Source organism: Rhodospirillum sp. A1_3_36 (genome assembly GCF_047263945.1).
Lineage (GTDB): Bacteria > Pseudomonadota > Alphaproteobacteria > Rhodospirillales > Rhodospirillaceae > Rhodospirillum.
In genome coordinates this window covers 225,001-240,874 of the sequence record NZ_JBLAVB010000006.1, presented here as the reverse complement: position 1 = coordinate 240,874, position 15,874 = coordinate 225,001, and the positions used below count along the sequence as shown (strand labels likewise).

Genomic DNA, 15,874 nt, shown 5'->3' with positions numbered 1-15,874 from the left:
GATGACAACAAAACGACACGAAGACCTGCGGTCCGCCCGCTGGTTCGCTCCCGATGACCTGCGCAGTTTCGGCCACCGCTCCCGCATGATGCAACTGGGCTATGCGGAAGAGGATTTTATGGGGCGGCCATTGATCGGCGTCTTAAGCACTTGGTCGGAACTGAATACCTGCCATTCCCACTTCCCCGAGCGGGTGAAGGATGTCAAGCGGGGGGTCCTTCAGGCCGGGGGGTTGGCCGTGGAGATGCCAGCCCTCTCCGTCGACGAGAACTATACCAAACCGACCTCCATGCTCTATCGCAATCTGCTGGCCATGGAGACGGAGGAGATCATCCGCTCTCACCCGTTGGATGGGGTGGTACTGATGGGTGGCTGCGACAAGACCACGCCGGGCTTGGTGATGGGGGCCCTGTCCGCGGGCGTGCCGATGATCTACCTCCCCGCCGGTCCCATGCTGCGGGGCAACTACGCGGGTAAGCCCCTGGGGTCGGGTTCGGATGCCTGGAAATACTGGGACGAGCGCCGCGCGGGGAATATCTCCGACGCCGAATGGAGCGGCATCCAGGGGGGCATTGCCCGCTCTGCCGGGACTTGCATGACCATGGGAACGGCGGCCACCATGATGGCCATCGCCGAGGCCATGGGGCTGACCCTGCCCGGCGCCTCCTCCATCCCCGCCGTGGACAGCGCGCACCAGCGCATGTCCGCCCATTGTGGACGGCGGATCGTCGAGATGGTGTGGGAGGATGTCACTCCGAACAGGATCGTCACCACAGAGGCCATGCGCAACGCCGCGACGGTGGCCATGGCCACGGGCTGCTCGACCAATGCCGTGGTTCATCTGATCGCCATGGCCCGTCGAGCGGGGGTGGAGCTGAGCCTGGACGATCTGGACGCCCTGGGACGGAGCACGCCTTTGATCGCCAATGTGCGGCCCTCGGGGGCGTCGGGCTATCTGATGGAGGACTTCTATTACGCCGGTGGTCTGCGGGCTCTGATGAAGCAGATGCAGGGGCTGCTGGACACCAGTGTGCTCACCGTGTCCGGACAGAGCCTGGGCGAAAGCCTGGAAGGCGCCAGGGTGTACAACGAAGACGTCATCCGCCCGCTGTCCAATCCGGTCTACAAGGAGGGCTCTCTGGCTATCCTGCGGGGTAATCTTTGTCCCGACGGGGCGGTGATCAAGCCCGCAGCCTGCGATCCCCGGTTCCATGTTCACCAAGGTCCGGCCCTGGTCTTCGACAGCTATCCGGAGATGAAGGCGGCGGTGGAGGACGAGGATCTGGCGATCACGCCCGACCATGTGATGGTGCTGCGCAACGCCGGACCCCATGGCGGGCCGGGCTTCCCCGAATGGGGCATGCTGCCGATCCCCAAGGCGCTGATCAAACAGGGACATCGGGACATGCTGCGGATTTCCGATGCGCGCATGTCGGGCACCTCCTATGGGGCCTGCATCCTGCACGTGGCCCCGGAAGCCCATATCGGCGGGCCGCTCGCGCTGCTGAAAACCGGTGACACCGTCCGCCTGGACCTGCCTAACCGTCGCTTGGACATGCTTGTGGATGAGGCGGAGCTCACCCGCCGCCGGGCTGCCTGGGTGGCACCGGAGCCGCGCTTCCAGCGGGGCTATGGCCACCTGTTCACCCAACATGTGACCCAGGCCGACAAGGGCTGCGACTTCGATTTCCTGGAAACCGCGTTTGGCCCCGCTGCGGGCGAACCCGATATCTTTTGAGGCACCTCCGATGAGCACTGATTTCATTCTGTCCGACGAGACCCGCGCGGCGTTGATGACCGTCTCCACCGCCTCCATCGCCACGGCCCTTTTCAAGCGGGGGCTGCGAAATCAATACATTCAGGGGGTCTCTCCGGTCTCTCCCAAGGAGGCCAATATGGTCGGTCAAGCTTTCACCCTGCGCTATATTCCGGCTCGGGAAGACCGCAATCCCATTACCGTCTTCCGCAATCCGGACCACCCCCAACGGGTGGCCGTGGAAACCTGCCCGCCGGGCTGGGTCCTGGTCATGGACGGGCGCAAGGACGCTCGGGCGGCCACGGCCGGATCCATTCTGGTCACCCGCATGGCTCAGCGGGGCTGCGCCGGGCTGGTGTCGGATGGGGGGCTCCGGGATGCCCATGGCATCGGTCAATTGGATATGCCGGCCTATTGTGCCAATCCCTCGGCCCCCACCAACCTGACCCTGCACGAGGCGCTAGATATCAATGTCCCCATCGCCTGCGGGGACGTGGCGGTCTTTCCCGGCGATGTGGTTGTTGGGGACCGGGATGGGGTGATGGTGATCCCCGCCCATTTGGTCGACGAGATTGCAGCGGAATGTAAGGGGATGGAAAGCTTCGAGGATTTCGTCCTGGAGGAGGTGCAAAGCGGTGCGTCGATCATTGGCCTCTATCCCTGCACCAAGGAAGAGAACCAGGCGAAGTACGAGGCTTGGCGGGCCAAAGCGGGACGATAAATCTAAAAATAGACCTATTCCAACGGGTTGGGGAGGAGGTCCCAGAGTACACGACAGGGGATGTTTTCCCGTCACGGGACTTTGCCCCGTTCCCCACTGGGGCCGAAAGGCCCCAGACTATTGCTTTTGGCCGAAAGGCCCCAGCTCCCGGACATTTATTGGCCGAAAGGCCCCAGACCCCGGGCTAAAAAAATGGGGGTTTGGGGGCATTGGCCCCAAATGGGCTTGGGCAATCGCCCAAAAAAAATAAGACACTGTCGTCCCCCGTGATCCTTTCCTTATTTCGGAAAGAACGCTGGGCAGGTCGTGGGGAGGCTAGCGCTGTCGATTAATTCGCAGCTGTTGGAGAAGGTCAGAACACCGTTTGCGTCCGTTTCCAGCTTCCAGATGGAATCATAATCATTGAAGGCCCAGGGCGGCAGGTCCTTCGCCGCAGCGGGGTTTTGATAAAGGTCCGCAATCACGTATTGGGCGGCCTTCACGATATGGTCGTGTTCCCATCCCACCAAAATCGTTTGGGGCTCGGTCTTGCTCCATTGGAAATAGGGCGAGGCCGGGTTGAACAGGGATTCCGCCAAGTCCGTCCCGTTGTTCCAATCAAAAGCCGCAAGGGTCAGCGGCAGGCCGGTTTTGATCGCGAAGGGCGCCACCGTCATGGTCGCCCTGATGTAGGAGCAGGCGCCCTCCTGGCAGCGGTTGATGCTCGCGGGGTTGGGTCCGTAGACATAGTCCGGCGCTCGCCCCCCCAGGACCTCCAACAGCCGATCCGCCACACCCAATGCCCGCCATTGGCCCTGGCAGACATAATTGCCATCCTCGAAGGCCGGAGTGGGATGGGCCTCCACATGGCGGACCATATAGACGGTCTGGTTGGGTTGCGGAGAAAAGCCCTTCGGTGGGTCAACGGAGAACGTCACAGCCTTCTCCATGGCGCAGGAGGCCATGGGCGGCGGCAGCACCGGTTCCGGATAGGTGTTGACTGCGGTCAGGCCATCGTCATAGGCGGTCAGGGTGAAGTGCCCTCCGTTTCCGCTGGCGACCAGATAATCAGCCCCCTCGGGGATCTTGTCCAACTTGGCGCCCAACCCCTGGGCCATGGCCGTGATCATGCCCTCCCCGCCGGAGAACACATAGGTCCCCTTGGGGCTATCGCCAACAATCCCTTGCAGGAATCCCTCCGTTCCGTCCCAGGCCGTTGGAGTCTTCATGGTGAGGCTGGAGACGGTGACCGCTCGGTTGTTGAGCACGGCGAAGGGCTCGATGCTCTCCAAAGGCGCGAGGTCCTGCGGCGCGGTCTTTGGGGTAAGGGCGTACAGGCCCTTGATCGCGGACTCTTTCCCCGCCACGGCCCCATCAAGCACCTGGGCGAAACGAAGGGCATGGTTCAGGCCCTGGACCGAAAGGTTATTCGATCCCTCTACCGCCGATCCCTCGAAGCTGGGGACGAGGATAAAATTCCAGTCGTTGGTCTTGAGCGGTGGGAGGCCGGTTTCCACCTCCATGCCCCAGGCTTGTGTGGCGAGCACCATCCCCACGAACGACATTGAAATCGGTCCAAACCGCATCACCGCGCCCCTTCGGTCCGAGTTGTACGACAGAGCCGCCAAAATTCCGCGACCAGACAACAATTATACCGATACGCGGTGGATTTTGGCAATTTTTTAGGGATATTTTATGCAGGCGACGACTGGATGCGCCGAAGGGGCCCCCCAGCTTGAGGGCGCGTCTTACAACTAACCGCCAGACACTAAACCCGCCCGGGGTACAGGCGCTTGTTGGTCTCTTCTGCGTAGCGGCGGAGACAGTACTGTTCGTTCACAATCCCCAGAATCTCTTGATTGACCCCGAGAACGGGTAAGGTATCGGCTTCATATCGGCCAAAGGCGGCGATGGCTTCACGCAGGGTTCGCTCGGGAGTCAGCCAGGCGGTTTTCAGCCGCGCGATCTTTCCAATGGACTCCTCCGGGTCGAGCCCCTCCCAATGGAGATCCGTTGTCAGGCAAAGCCCTGCATAGCGCCCGGTTTGATCCGTCAGGGGCACGGCCTTCGTCGCCCCCAAAGGGAAGCGCCGCCGTGCCTCCTCCACGCTCGTCGTATCGGGCAAGGAGGAGGAGCTGTGGCGCATCATACGCGCCACGCTCAAGTCCCGCTCCCACCCGATATCCGCAGCGGAGCGAATCGTTTCTCCCCGTAAATGGAAGCGCCAGGTAGAGAAACTGAACCCGAAGACCTGGCGGACAATCGCGGTGGATATCAGCGCGGCGAACAACACCGCCAATGCCAACGGCAAACTTGCCGTGGTCTCCAGCGCCAGAAAACACATGGCCAGCGGCGCACCGATCACCGCTGTTGCCAGGGCGCACATGCCGACCACGGCCAGAACAACGATGGGCAAATCGAGCCCGAAGGCCATCATCCACAGCAGTCCCAGAATTTTCCCCAAAAGGACGCCAAGCAGCAGGGAAGCGAAAAACAAACCACCGCGAAATCCCGACCCGATGGACAGGATTGAGGCCACCATTTTAAGAAGGAAGATCAGGGCCAGCGCCTTCAGGGGCAGGTTCTGATCAAAGAGGACTCCCATGGCCCCATGGCCGGAGGACAAGACCCGCGGCGTCAACAGGGCAATCAACCCGACACCCAGCCCCCCGATAACCGGACGGAGCCCACCAGGGACCCTGACTTTTCGGAACAGCGTCTCCGTGGCCGCCACCGATCGCATGATGACGATACCAATCCCGGCGGAAAGCACGGCGAGAACGGCGATGGAGGCATAGGAATGGGCGGGGATCTCCCCGGCAAAATGCAGGTCCATCCCATGGGTTTCCATGAGCAGCCGCGCAATAGCGGTGGCCGCGATCGAAGAGGCCAGAACCGGCAGTAAGGCCGCCACAGAATAGGCCGCTAAAATCAATTCGAAGGCATAGAAGGCGCCGGTCAAGGGCGCATCAAAGGCCGCAGCGATCGCCCCTCCTGCCCCCGCCGCCACCAGTTGTCTCAAATCCTCCCGCCGCAGTCTCAGCCGCTGGCCAAGAAACGAGGCAACCGCCGAGGAGGCCTGTGTATAGGCGGCCTCCATGCCGACAGAGGCGCCGAAGCCACTGGATAGGATGGTTTGAATCGTGATGAAGAGGCTGCCTTTGATTTCGACCTTCCCCCCACCAATGGCATTGGCCTCGATCGGGTCGGCGATCCGCCGGAACCAGCGGTTCCCCAGAAAGGTGGAAATTCCCAGCAAGACGCCGCCCAGAAGCGGCCCCAGAACCGTCCGTTCCGGATCCAGCATATCCACGCCACTAATCGCCCCCCCATGGCCGAAAACCAGGAGGGCGATCAGATCCAACAGCTCTCGCATGCCGACGACAAGCAGTCCTGCGATCAGTCCAATAACCGCAGCGACCGCCGTATAGATGATTTCCTGTCGCCGGACCAAAGCGCGCAACCGAAAGGGAGTCCGAAGACGCCGACGGAGGAGTCGCCCGAAGGGAACGCGTCGGCGCGCCTTTTCGATCATTGGGTGATATAGGCTTGGTACAGCGCGTTCATCCGGGCCGTCATGGGGCCCGGTTCACCCTTGCCGACCGGGCGTCCATCAATCATCGAAACGGGGGTGATGCCCCCCAAGGTTCCGGTCACGAAGGCTTCATCGGCGCCATACACTTCTGCCAAGGTGAAGTCCTTTTCGTACACGGGCAACCCAGCCTCTCGCCAGAGGTGGATCGCCTTTTTTCGAGTAATCCCATTGAAGCAACAGCTTCCCGTCGAGGTCCAGAGTTCTTCGCCCCGGATGATAAAAAAGTTGGTGGAATTGCAACTCGCCACAAAACCGCGCGTGTCGAGCATCAGGGCCTCGTCGGCCCCCATGTTGATCGCTTGGATCAGAGCTTGAATGAAGTTCAGACGGGAATGGGAGTTCAGCCGCAGGTCAAAGACATCCGGGGTAGAACAGCGAATGGTCGAGGTCATGAGCTTCAGGCCGGTTTTTTTGATCTCCGGATTGGGCTGCTTGTACTCGGCGACAATGACCACGGTGGGACCGGCCACGGTAAAGCGGGGGTCCTGGTTTGGCGTGGATTTCAAACCGCGGGAGACCATCAGGCGAATATGGGCGCCATCCTCCATGCCATTGTGTCGCAGGCACTTCCAGATTTCGTCGATCATCCCCTGCTTGGTAAAACCGAGGTCGAGTTGGATCGAATTGGCGCCCTCGAACAGGCGGTCCATATGCTCATTGACGGCCAGAAGCCTGCCTTTGATCAAGCGCAGCCCCTCCCACACGCCGTCCCCAAGCACAAATCCCGCATCAAAGATCGATACCTTTGCGTCCTCCCGCTTGAAGAAGGCGCCGTTGACATAGATCTCGACGCCGTCGTTGCGGGGATCCTTCACGTAGCTTTGCGAGGAGACGCTACTCAGAGGAGGCATGTTTTCATCCTTTGGATAGGGGACAAGAGGCGGACGATCAGAAAGAGAATTCGCCAAACCGCCTCAGGAAGTCTTGTGTCTTGGCCTTTTGGGGGGCTTTCAGGACCTCGTCCGGCGTACCGACTTCATGGAACAGACCATCGGCGAGGAAAATGACCTTGGTCGCGAAGTGGTAGGCGAAGCCCAATTCATGGGTCACCAGCAGCATGGTCCGTCCTTCCACGGCCAACTGCTTGATTACCCTGAGAACCTCTCCCACGAGTTCGGGATCCAGTGAGGAGGTGGGTTCATCGAACAACAGGATTTCAGGCTCCATGGAGAGGGCCCGGGCGATGGCAACCCGTTGCTGTTGCCCCCCCGACAAATGCCCTGGCCAAGCATCGTGCTTCTCTGACAGGCCGACCTTCTCCAGTTCCCGAATGGCAATGGCCTGGGCTTCCGCCTTGGGCAGCCCCTTGACCGTCACCAACCCTTCCATGACGTTCTGCAACACGGTCATATGGGGGAACAGGTTGAACTGCTGGAAAACCATGCCAAGTCGCTCCCGAACGGAGCACAATTGCTTTTCCGGGTAGTGCACCTTGCCGTTCCGTTCGACGCCGATCCGCTGTCCGTCGAGCCAGATTTCCCCGTCGGACAGGGCTTCCATGAAGTTCATACAGCGCAGGAAGGTCGATTTTCCGGAGCCAGACCCACCAATGATGGCAATGCGCTCGCCGGGTTCGACCGTGAAATCGATGCCCTTGAGAACGTGAAGGTTCCCGAAGGATTTGTGCAGGCCCTTGATTTCGAGAATGGGTGTGCTCATCGCATCTCCTTTCCGCCGGTCAATTCGACCGGGCGAAGCGTTTTTCAAGGCGCCCCGCGAGGAAGGTGCCGGGATAGATCAAGACGAAGTAGATGAAGGCCACGGTCGTCAGGATTTCGAAGGGACGGTAGTAGGTCGCCGACAGAAGGCGCCCCTGGTACATCAACTCATGCACCGAGATCACCGAGGCGAGGGAGGACATCTTGGCAACCTCGATCGTCCGGTTGGTGAAGGCGGGCAGCATGCGTTTGACCACCTGCGGCAGGATCACCCGGCGCATGGCCTGGGCTTGCGTCATGCCGATGGCCTTGGCGCCCTCCATTTGCCCCTTGTGGATCGACCGGATCCCGCCCCGGAAAATCTCGGCGCAATAGGCGGAGGTATTCAGGGTCAGGCCCAGCAGTGCCGCGCCGAAGGGGCTCAACTGGGTGCCGATCAGGATGGGAAAGGCGTAGTAAAACCAGATGAGCTGGATCAGAACCGGCGTATCGCGGAACAGCTCGACGTAGACGAGACTGGGCCCGCTCACCCATCGGCTTTTGGACAACCGGGCCTGGGCGATCAGAAAGCCACCGATCAACCCCATGAGGATCGACGGAATCCAAATTTCGACGGTCACCAAAAGCCCGCGGAACAGGACGATCCAATTGTCGAGAACAATGCTGAAATCGGGGGTATAGGGCATGGATAATGTCCCTTAATGATGGGGGCCCTTAATGGTGGGCTGTCAACCGCGCTTCGACCATGCGGCCGAGCTGGCTCGCCGTAACCAGCAGCGCGAGATACATCAAAGCGATGACCGTGTAGACCTCAAGGGGGCGGAAGGTTTCCGCATTCACCATCATCGCCTGATAGAGCAGGTCGGCATAGGCGAGGGTCGAGGCCAAAGCCGTCGTTTTCAGCAGTTCGAAACTGCGTTCAATGAAGGGCGGCACCATACGGGCCACAGCCTGGGGAAGGATCACCCGACGCATCAGCTTGGCATGGGTCATGCCAAGGGCCCGCCCCCCTTCCCATTGCCCGCGCTCGATGGAGACGATGCCGCCGCGAAACACCTCCGCATAAAACGCGCCCGATTGGGTGGACAGGGCCAGGACCGCCGCCACATAGGGGTTCAAATTCACCGCCAAAAGAACGGGAAAGGCGTAGAAAAACCAAAAGAAATGCACAATCGGCGGGGTGTTTCGGTAGAACTCGATGAAAATCAGCGCGGGAACATTGAACCATTTGCGCGGGGACAACCGCAGCATCGCCAGGAGCAAGCCGACAACCACGCCAAGGACAATGGAGACGACCGCGATCTTGACGGTATTGAGCAGGCCAAGCGCGAGCATATCGAATCGCGCCAAAACCGAGCCAAAATCCCAGGAGTAATCCATAAGCCGTCCCTTCGCTTGGTTCGCTTGGAAAGAAACAAGGAGCGGTCCGCGCATTTTCGGCAAGGCGCGGACCGCGAAAACCTCCTACCAGTCCTCTTTCATGAGGCCGGGGATTCCCTTGGGATCAATGCCCTTGCTTTCGAGGTAGGCGTTGAAGATTTCCGTCGGTACACCCTCGGCGTAGAACTTGGCGAAGGCTTCATCCATCCAGGTTTTGAAGACGCCGTCGGCTTCTTTCCGGATCCCTGCGGAGGTCGCCACCGGATTGACCGGCTCGGGCAGGATCACCTTGCCCAGTTTGAGCCGGGAGTACTGCACCACAAGCGCCGGATGGAACTGCACAACCGCGTCCACCCGCCCCGCAGCGAAGGCCGCAACCGCCTCATCGTTGGTTGAGAACCGATTGATTTGGGCCTTGGGCAACATCGCCGTCACATTGCGATCCAGCGAGGTCCCCAGGGTCACACCGATCCGGGTTTCGGGGGTGTTCAGCTCATCCCAAGTCCGGGCAGAAACGTCCTCCCCCACCAGGGCGCCCATGGCGTAGTAGAAAAGCGGGTGATCGGGGAAGTCGATCGCCTTCTTGCGCTCCTCGGTCGGGTCGAGGACGAACATGGTGTCGAATTGATCGGCCTGAAGCCCGGCCACCGCATTGGCCCAGGTGGTCTCCACCGGCACGAGTTTGACCCCAAGCTCCTTGGCCAACCGTTCGCCCATGGCGACGCCGACGCCGGTCCATTTCTCGGACATGGGATCCTTGTAGAACCAAGGCTCCGCCGAGGCGACGCCGATGCGGAATTCGCCGGTTTCCTTGATTTTGGCGAGGGTATCGGTGTCCCCGGCAAAGGCTGGCGCGGCCATGCCGACACAGGCTGCCAAGGCCGCGACAAGAAGGGTCCGTCTTTTCATCATGTGCTCCTGTTGGTGGGTGGCCGGTCTGTGTCGAGGGTTTCGACGAAGGCCTTGGTCACATCGAGACCGCGCCGCATATGGCTGTGGATCTCGGCTTTCATCGCATCGAGGCTGTCGCCAAGGGCGAGGCGAATATAGTCGTCGTGGCTTTCCCGCTTGGGGCCGGTGATCCCATGGGCGCGGTGATGGGCCGCCCAATAGAGCTCCAGCCGGCTGCGGATGCCGGTCCAGCTGCTGAGCAGGATCCCGTTGCCGCACCACTCGTAAGCCAGGCCATGCAGATCCAGTTCCGCATCAATGGCGCGCACATCGTCCTGGGCATCAATCGCCTCCAGCAAGGCGTCATGGCGCAGGCGCAGGGCTTGGTCAAAGGCACTGTCCCGGGCCTCCCAGATCTGCTCGAAGGCAAAAATTTCCAGACAAATCCGCATGGCGTAGATGTCATTGATGTCCGTGATGGACAGGTCCAGCACATGGGTGCCGGTATAGGGAACCGAGACCAACAGCCCCTGATCGATCAAGTGCCGCATGGCCTCCCGCATGGGGCCACGACTGGTGCCGAAGCGCAGGGCCAGGGCGGTCTCTGTGACCATCTCGCCGGGTTTGAACTCCCCCGACAGAATGGCCGTCCGCATCAAGCTGGCGATTTGGGCACTCATGGTTTCGCGTTTGACCGGCCCGGCTGTCATCTGCCCCTCGTTCCGTTGTTGATTGTCTACAATCTGCAATGTTGAGAGGGTGTGTCAACAGGATTATGCAAAATTGACCCAAAAGGTGTTCTGCCCGCCGGTCGTCAAGCCCGGCGCCTTCGCGGGAATGACGAAATGAAACAAGGGCATGTTTCATTTTAGGGAGGGTTTGGGAGGTCTCTGGACCTCCCAGTCAGGGATGCGGGGACGGACCTCCCCGCCTATCCGATCACCAAGCTCCGGCGAACATTTCCGTGAACGCCGCCGTGATCGTCTCCGCCAGTTCGGCATGCAGCGCCGCCCGCGACCGGGTTCCGGCGTCCTCGCAAAGGGGGGTCGTCTCTCCCACCTGTTGCAGGAAGGCGCGGGCGCCCTCGCGGCACTCCGGCAGGAAGCTGTAGTGCACCGCGCCTGCCACATGGGTCAGCCGCGCCCGCGGGGCCAACCGGGCCAATTGGTCTGAGGCGACGGAGATGGGCACCGTTCCTGGGGCGCCCAGGTTCACGAAAGCCAAGGGCACCGGGATTGCCCGCAGGCTCTCCGGGTCGAAGGCTTGGGCCATGGAGGGGTCCACCAGTACCGCAGCGGTCACGCGTGGGTCCCGGTGGTCACCCTCGAACCGGGCCTTGTCCAGGGATCGCAGGTCGAAGGGAGGGACCGTCACCTGCTCGCCTTTCACAAAGGCCTCGCCGCCCACGAACCAGCGGCAATCGGGCATCATCGAATAGGTCTCGCAATAGCGGGCGTAGGCCTCCCGGTTGGGACGACCACCCACCAGATCCAAGGCCGCCGCTCCGCCCAGCGAAAAGCCGAGCACCCCCACCCTGGTCCCATCGATCACCGCCGACCAGACCGGGTCCTTCGTCAGGTGGGAGAGGATCCTGGACAGGTCATCGGTGCGCTCCCACAGCTCGGGCGTATCCTGAGGGGTGGAATCTCCGCTGGTGGTTCCCGGATGGTTCGGCCCGGCGACCACGAAGCCCGCCCGCGCCAGGGCCGAGGCGATCCAGGCCATCCCCTGGACCGTGGAGCCCGATCCGTGGGAGAGCAGGATCAAGGGGAACCGCCCCACCATGGGGGGCGCGTTCCGGACAGCGGGAGTGCCCTGGAACACCCGGGATTCCCCCGGATCGATCAGTTGCCCCCCCGGCGCCACCGGATACCACAGGGTGACCGCCAAATCCTCTCCGCGCAGGGAAGAGGCCACCGTCAGCGTTCGCATGCCAACAGACGGTGGGGGCGATCCGGGGGCGGCAACCGCGGACATACTCGACAGGCACAGAAGCACCAAGACAACACAGGCACGGGACATCCCCATCACCTTCTCCTCACAGATGAGCCAAAAGAGAGGGCACCATAAGGGCTCGGCCACTCCCCCGCGTCCTTGATCGCGATTAAGGACCTCCCCATTTCCCTCCCCACTTCCCATGAGGCCGCCATTCTCGAAGCGGAAGGATGTCCAGGAGCCGATCCGTCGGTCCTGCCCGATGAATTACTAAAATACCCCACGGTGCCCCCGTTTTTCCTTGCCAGCGCCCCGGCCGAGTGTTTCCATGAACCCCCTTCGGTTCCCGTTCGGGAGCCCGTTCCCGGCGCCCGGAGGCCGGTGAAGCCATGCCGCGTCCCTGGGCCCCGTGCCAAGGTTCCGTCCCAGGCTTCGAAATCCGGCCCCCTGTCTGCGCCAAAACCAACACACCAATAACAACAGGGGAGTGAAGCCATGCCCGATAGAGCCAACGCGCCTCGCGTGGCCGCCATTGTCGGTCCCTATGCCAGCGGTAAGACAAGCCTGCTCGAAAGCATCCTACTGGCAACCGACACCATCCACCGAAAGGGCGCGGTGGCCGACCACAATACGGTCGGGGACTCCTCTCCCGAAGCCCGCGAGCGGGAAATGGGTGTGGAGGTCAATATCGCCGAAGCCGCCTATCTGGGGGGCGCCTGGACCTTCCTCGATTGCCCGGGCTCTGTGGAGTTCCTGCAGGAAACCTTCAACGCCCTGACTGTCTGTGACGTCGCCGTGGTCGTCTGCGAGCCGGACCCGGCCCGCGCCGTCATGCTGGCCCCGCTGCTGAAGTTCCTGGACGAACGCGGCATTCCCCACATGATTTTCATCAATAAGATTGAGACCACCGAAAACCGTCTCCGCGACATGATCGAGGCCCTCCAGGCCGTCTCCGACCGCCCCCTGGTCGCCCGCGAGGTGCCCATCCGCGAAGAGGGAAAGGTCGTCGGCTATGTGGATCTGGTCTCCGAACGGGCCTACCGCTACAAGCCGGGCGAGGCCAGCGACATGATCAAGATCCCGGCGGATATGCAGGACCGCAAGGCCGAGGAACGGCAGGAGATGCTGGAGCATCTGGCCGATTTTGACGACGACCTGTTGGAAGAGTTGCTCTCCGACATCGTTCCGCCCAAGGAGGAGGTCTACCAGACCCTGGCCAAGGATCTGGCCGAGGACCTGGTGGTTCCCGTCTTTTTTGGCGGTGCCTTGCAGGACAACGGCATCCGCCGCCTGCTCAAGGCCCTGCGCCACGAAGCCCCGACCCTGGAAGAAACCCTGTCCCGCCTGGGGATCGAGGGCAAGCCCCCCATCCTTCAGGTGTTCAAGACCCTGCATGCCGAACATGTGGGCAAGCTTTCCCTGTCGCGGATCTGGTCGGGCAAGGTCAAGGACGGGCTGAACCTCTACGGCGACAAGATCACCGGTCTGTTCACCTATCCTGCCGGTCAGCAGACCAAGGTCGCCATGGCTCCGGCGGGCAGTATCGTTGGTGTTGGTCACCTCGATAGCAAGAAGACCGGCGATCTCATCGGAGGCGAAAGCGCCGCCGATGTCCCTCCGGTCCTGGGCTCCCTGTTCGCCCTCGCTCTCCATGCCCAGAAGCAGGGCGACGACGTGAAGCTGACGGCGGCCCTGAGCAAGCTCTGCGAGGAAGATCCCTCCCTGCGCTACGAGATGGACGCGGACACCGGCGAGCTGCTGCTCTGGGGGCAGGGGGATATCCACCTTCAGGTGGCCGTGCTGCGTCTGGCCCGCCAGTTCCATGTGGATGTGGCCGCCGAAAAACCCTCGGTCCCCTATAAGGAAACCATCTGCAAATCCACCAGCAAGCAGGGCCGGTTCCGGCGCCAATCCGGCGGCCATGGCCAGTTCGGCGATGTGCATCTGGACATCAAGCCCCAGCCCCGGGGCGCCGGGTTCGCCTTCACCGACACGGTCACGGGCGGGGCCGTGCCCAAGCAATATATCCCGGCGGTGGACCATGGGGTTCAGGAGTTCCTGTCCCAGGGTCCCTTGGGTTTCCCCGTGGTGGACATCGCCGTCACCCTGACCGACGGCAGTTATCACGTGGTGGACAGTTCGGAAGCGGCCTTCAAATCCGCAGCCCAATTGGCCATGCGTGAGGGCATGGTCGAATGCGGTCCGGTCCTGCTGGAACCCATCCTGACCGTGGAGATCAGCGTTCCCACCGAAGCCACCAGCCGGGCGCAGCGGGCTCTGACCACCCGGCGCGGGCAAATCCTGGGCTTCACCCCCAGGGACGGGTGGGCCGGATGGGATGTGGTTCAGGGGTATTTGCCCCAGTCGGAAATGCACGATCTGATCATCGAAATCCGTTCGGCCACCATGGGGGTCGGCACCTTTAGCTGGTCCTTCGATCACCTCCAGGAGCTGACCGGAAAGCCTGCCGATGAGGTGGTGGAGGCGCGGAAGGCCGCCCTCGGCTGATTGGGCTTTCTGTCGGGTGGAATTGGGCGCTTCGCTCCCAAGGGTAAGCTTGGGGAGGCTTAGCCTCCCCAAGCCCCTCCGGTCCTGGGGGCCGTCTCGGGTATCTTTTTACGGATTCGCACTCTTGCCGGTGGAGTGCGCTATGCCTTTCACGGTATACTCCGATCGTGTCCGACCTCACGGATGGGCAAAAAAGCGGCGCCGGAAGGTGTGCAACCACCCGCCGACGCCTGACCGCAACCCTGCTTCCACCTATGAAAGAGAGCAGAGCCATGGCTAACGCCTGTTATACCCGACTCATCACGGATTCCACAGTCCCATCCCGCCTTTGGGATGGTCTGGGGGTGATTCTGGCCGGGGGCTGAGGGAGGACACCGGGCGGGCCGGGTTCTCCGGCGGTCTTCATCCTGTGTGGTGAGACTCGGCTCTGACCCGGCCCGTTTCGGTTGTTCTCCTTCGCCTCCGGCCGGACCTTCCGGCCATGAGAGAGACCATTCATTCCCCAGAGTCCGGTGGGGGGCGTGATCGCGCGCCTTCTCCCGTTGACCTCCACGTGGGACGCCGCCTGCGCGAGCGACGGCGTTCCCTTCGCACCAGTCAGAGGGCGCTTGGCGATTGGACGGGCGTCACCTTTCAGCAGATCCAGAAGTATGAATTGGGAACCAACCGGATCAGCGCGAGTCGCCTTTACGACTTCGCCAAGGTCCTGCGGGTACCCTTGTCTTATTTTTTCGAGGGCCTTCCGTCGCCCATCCTTTTGACCAGTCTGGAGGGGGACCCGATGATGCACCCGCTGACTCTGTCGGTGGTGTCGGCCTTCAACCGCATCCCCTCAGCCAAGGTCCGCGCCGCTGCGCTCGCCCTGTTGCAGAGCATGGTGGATCGCGGGGGGTGATGGGCGGCTGGCGGAGCATGGGGAGCTGGCGGAGCATGGGGGCGCCGCCCCCAAACCCCCGTTGGGAGGCGGCGGCCTCCCAAACCCTCCCTAAAATTAGGTAAGAGATTGTTTTATTTCGCTATTTCCTCCTTTCCCGTCGTCCCCGCGAACGCGGGGATGACGGGGGGAGCTGCGAACCCAGGCGCCTACATCCTTCCCTCTTTCCTTTTTGTCATGCCCACTTCCCCCCTCCGTCATTCCCGCGAACGCGGGAATCCAGGGTTGATGTCGCTGTCGTGGGGGAAAGGCGCGTCTGTTGCGTCGAGAGCTTCCGTCACCGGTTCCCACCCTGGGTCCCCGCGTTCGCGGGGACGACGGGGGGAGCTGCGAACCCAGGCGCCTGCATCCTTCCCTCTTTCCTTCGCGTCATGCCCGCTCCCCCCCTCCGTCATTCCCGCGAACGCGGGAATCCAGTGTTGATGGCGCCGTCGTGGGGGAAAGGCGTGTCTGTCGCGTCGAGGGCTTCCGTCACCGGTTCCCCCCCCTTGGGTCCCCGCGTTCGCGAGGACGACGG

General features: G+C 62.0%; 13 protein-coding genes. 4 read left to right on the top strand and 9 right to left on the bottom strand.

The features are described from left to right. Window position 1 precedes the first annotated feature (1 nt). On the top strand, window positions 2–1,738 hold the full coding sequence (gene araD / locus ACLIRY_RS14930; RefSeq protein ID WP_413206209.1) for an L-arabinonate dehydratase: 1,737 nt from the start codon (window positions 2–4) through the stop codon (window positions 1,736–1,738). 10 nt (window positions 1,739–1,748) lie between these two features. Beyond that, on the top strand, window positions 1,749–2,477 hold the full coding sequence (locus ACLIRY_RS14925) for a ribonuclease activity regulator RraA (RefSeq protein WP_413206208.1): 729 nt from the start codon (window positions 1,749–1,751) through the stop codon (window positions 2,475–2,477). Window positions 2,478–2,755: 278 nt separating this feature from the next. Here ACLIRY_RS14925 and ACLIRY_RS14920 read toward each other — a convergent pair whose 3' ends face one another. The 9 genes from ACLIRY_RS14920 to ACLIRY_RS14880 form a co-directional block, all read right to left on the bottom strand. Beyond that, complete coding sequence (locus ACLIRY_RS14920) at window positions 2,756–4,021, bottom strand: hypothetical protein (RefSeq protein ID WP_413206207.1); 1,266 nt, start codon at window positions 4,019–4,021, stop codon at window positions 2,756–2,758. Window positions 4,022–4,224: 203 nt separating this feature from the next. Continuing rightward, window positions 4,225–5,991, bottom strand: coding sequence for a chloride channel protein (locus tag ACLIRY_RS14915; RefSeq protein WP_413206206.1), 1,767 nt, complete (start codon window positions 5,989–5,991; stop codon window positions 4,225–4,227). After that, window positions 5,988–6,902 carry an aminotransferase class IV gene (locus ACLIRY_RS14910; protein ID WP_413206205.1) on the bottom strand — a complete coding sequence of 305 codons (915 nt, stop codon included), beginning with the start codon at window positions 6,900–6,902 and terminating at the stop codon, window positions 5,988–5,990. Before ACLIRY_RS14910 ends, ACLIRY_RS14915 begins: the two co-directional genes overlap by 4 nt. Before the next feature lie 37 nt (window positions 6,903–6,939). Then, entirely contained in the window at window positions 6,940–7,710 is a 771-nt protein-coding gene (locus ACLIRY_RS14905; RefSeq protein ID WP_413206204.1) for an amino acid ABC transporter ATP-binding protein, read from the bottom strand. Between the two features lie 19 nt (window positions 7,711–7,729). After that, window positions 7,730–8,395 carry an amino acid ABC transporter permease gene (locus ACLIRY_RS14900; protein ID WP_413206203.1) on the bottom strand — a complete coding sequence of 222 codons (666 nt, stop codon included), beginning with the start codon at window positions 8,393–8,395 and terminating at the stop codon, window positions 7,730–7,732. A 28-nt stretch (window positions 8,396–8,423) separates the two neighbouring features. Further along, window positions 8,424–9,089, bottom strand: a complete 666-nt coding sequence (locus ACLIRY_RS14895) for an amino acid ABC transporter permease (protein WP_413206202.1) — start codon at window positions 9,087–9,089, stop codon at window positions 8,424–8,426. A gap of 84 nt (window positions 9,090–9,173) precedes the next feature. Further along, window positions 9,174–10,001 (bottom strand): transporter substrate-binding domain-containing protein, encoded by an 828-nt coding sequence (locus ACLIRY_RS14890; protein ID WP_413206201.1) that lies wholly within the window; start codon window positions 9,999–10,001, stop codon window positions 9,174–9,176. Beyond that, window positions 9,998–10,690 carry a GntR family transcriptional regulator gene (locus ACLIRY_RS14885; RefSeq protein ID WP_413206200.1) on the bottom strand — a complete coding sequence of 231 codons (693 nt, stop codon included), beginning with the start codon at window positions 10,688–10,690 and terminating at the stop codon, window positions 9,998–10,000. The genes ACLIRY_RS14890 and ACLIRY_RS14885 overlap by 4 nt, the downstream gene beginning before the upstream one ends. Window positions 10,691–10,919: 229 nt before the next feature. Beyond that, window positions 10,920–12,008 (bottom strand): alpha/beta hydrolase family protein, encoded by a 1,089-nt coding sequence (locus ACLIRY_RS14880; protein WP_413206199.1) that lies wholly within the window; start codon window positions 12,006–12,008, stop codon window positions 10,920–10,922. 402 nt (window positions 12,009–12,410) lie between these two features. Between ACLIRY_RS14880 and ACLIRY_RS14875 the strand changes: the two genes are divergently transcribed. Further along, entirely contained in the window at window positions 12,411–14,423 is a 2,013-nt protein-coding gene (locus tag ACLIRY_RS14875; RefSeq protein ID WP_413206198.1) for an elongation factor G, read from the top strand. 481 nt (window positions 14,424–14,904) lie between these two features. Beyond that, window positions 14,905–15,318, top strand: a complete 414-nt coding sequence (locus tag ACLIRY_RS14870) for a helix-turn-helix domain-containing protein (protein ID WP_413206197.1) — start codon at window positions 14,905–14,907, stop codon at window positions 15,316–15,318. Window positions 15,319–15,874: the final 556 nt, after the last annotated feature.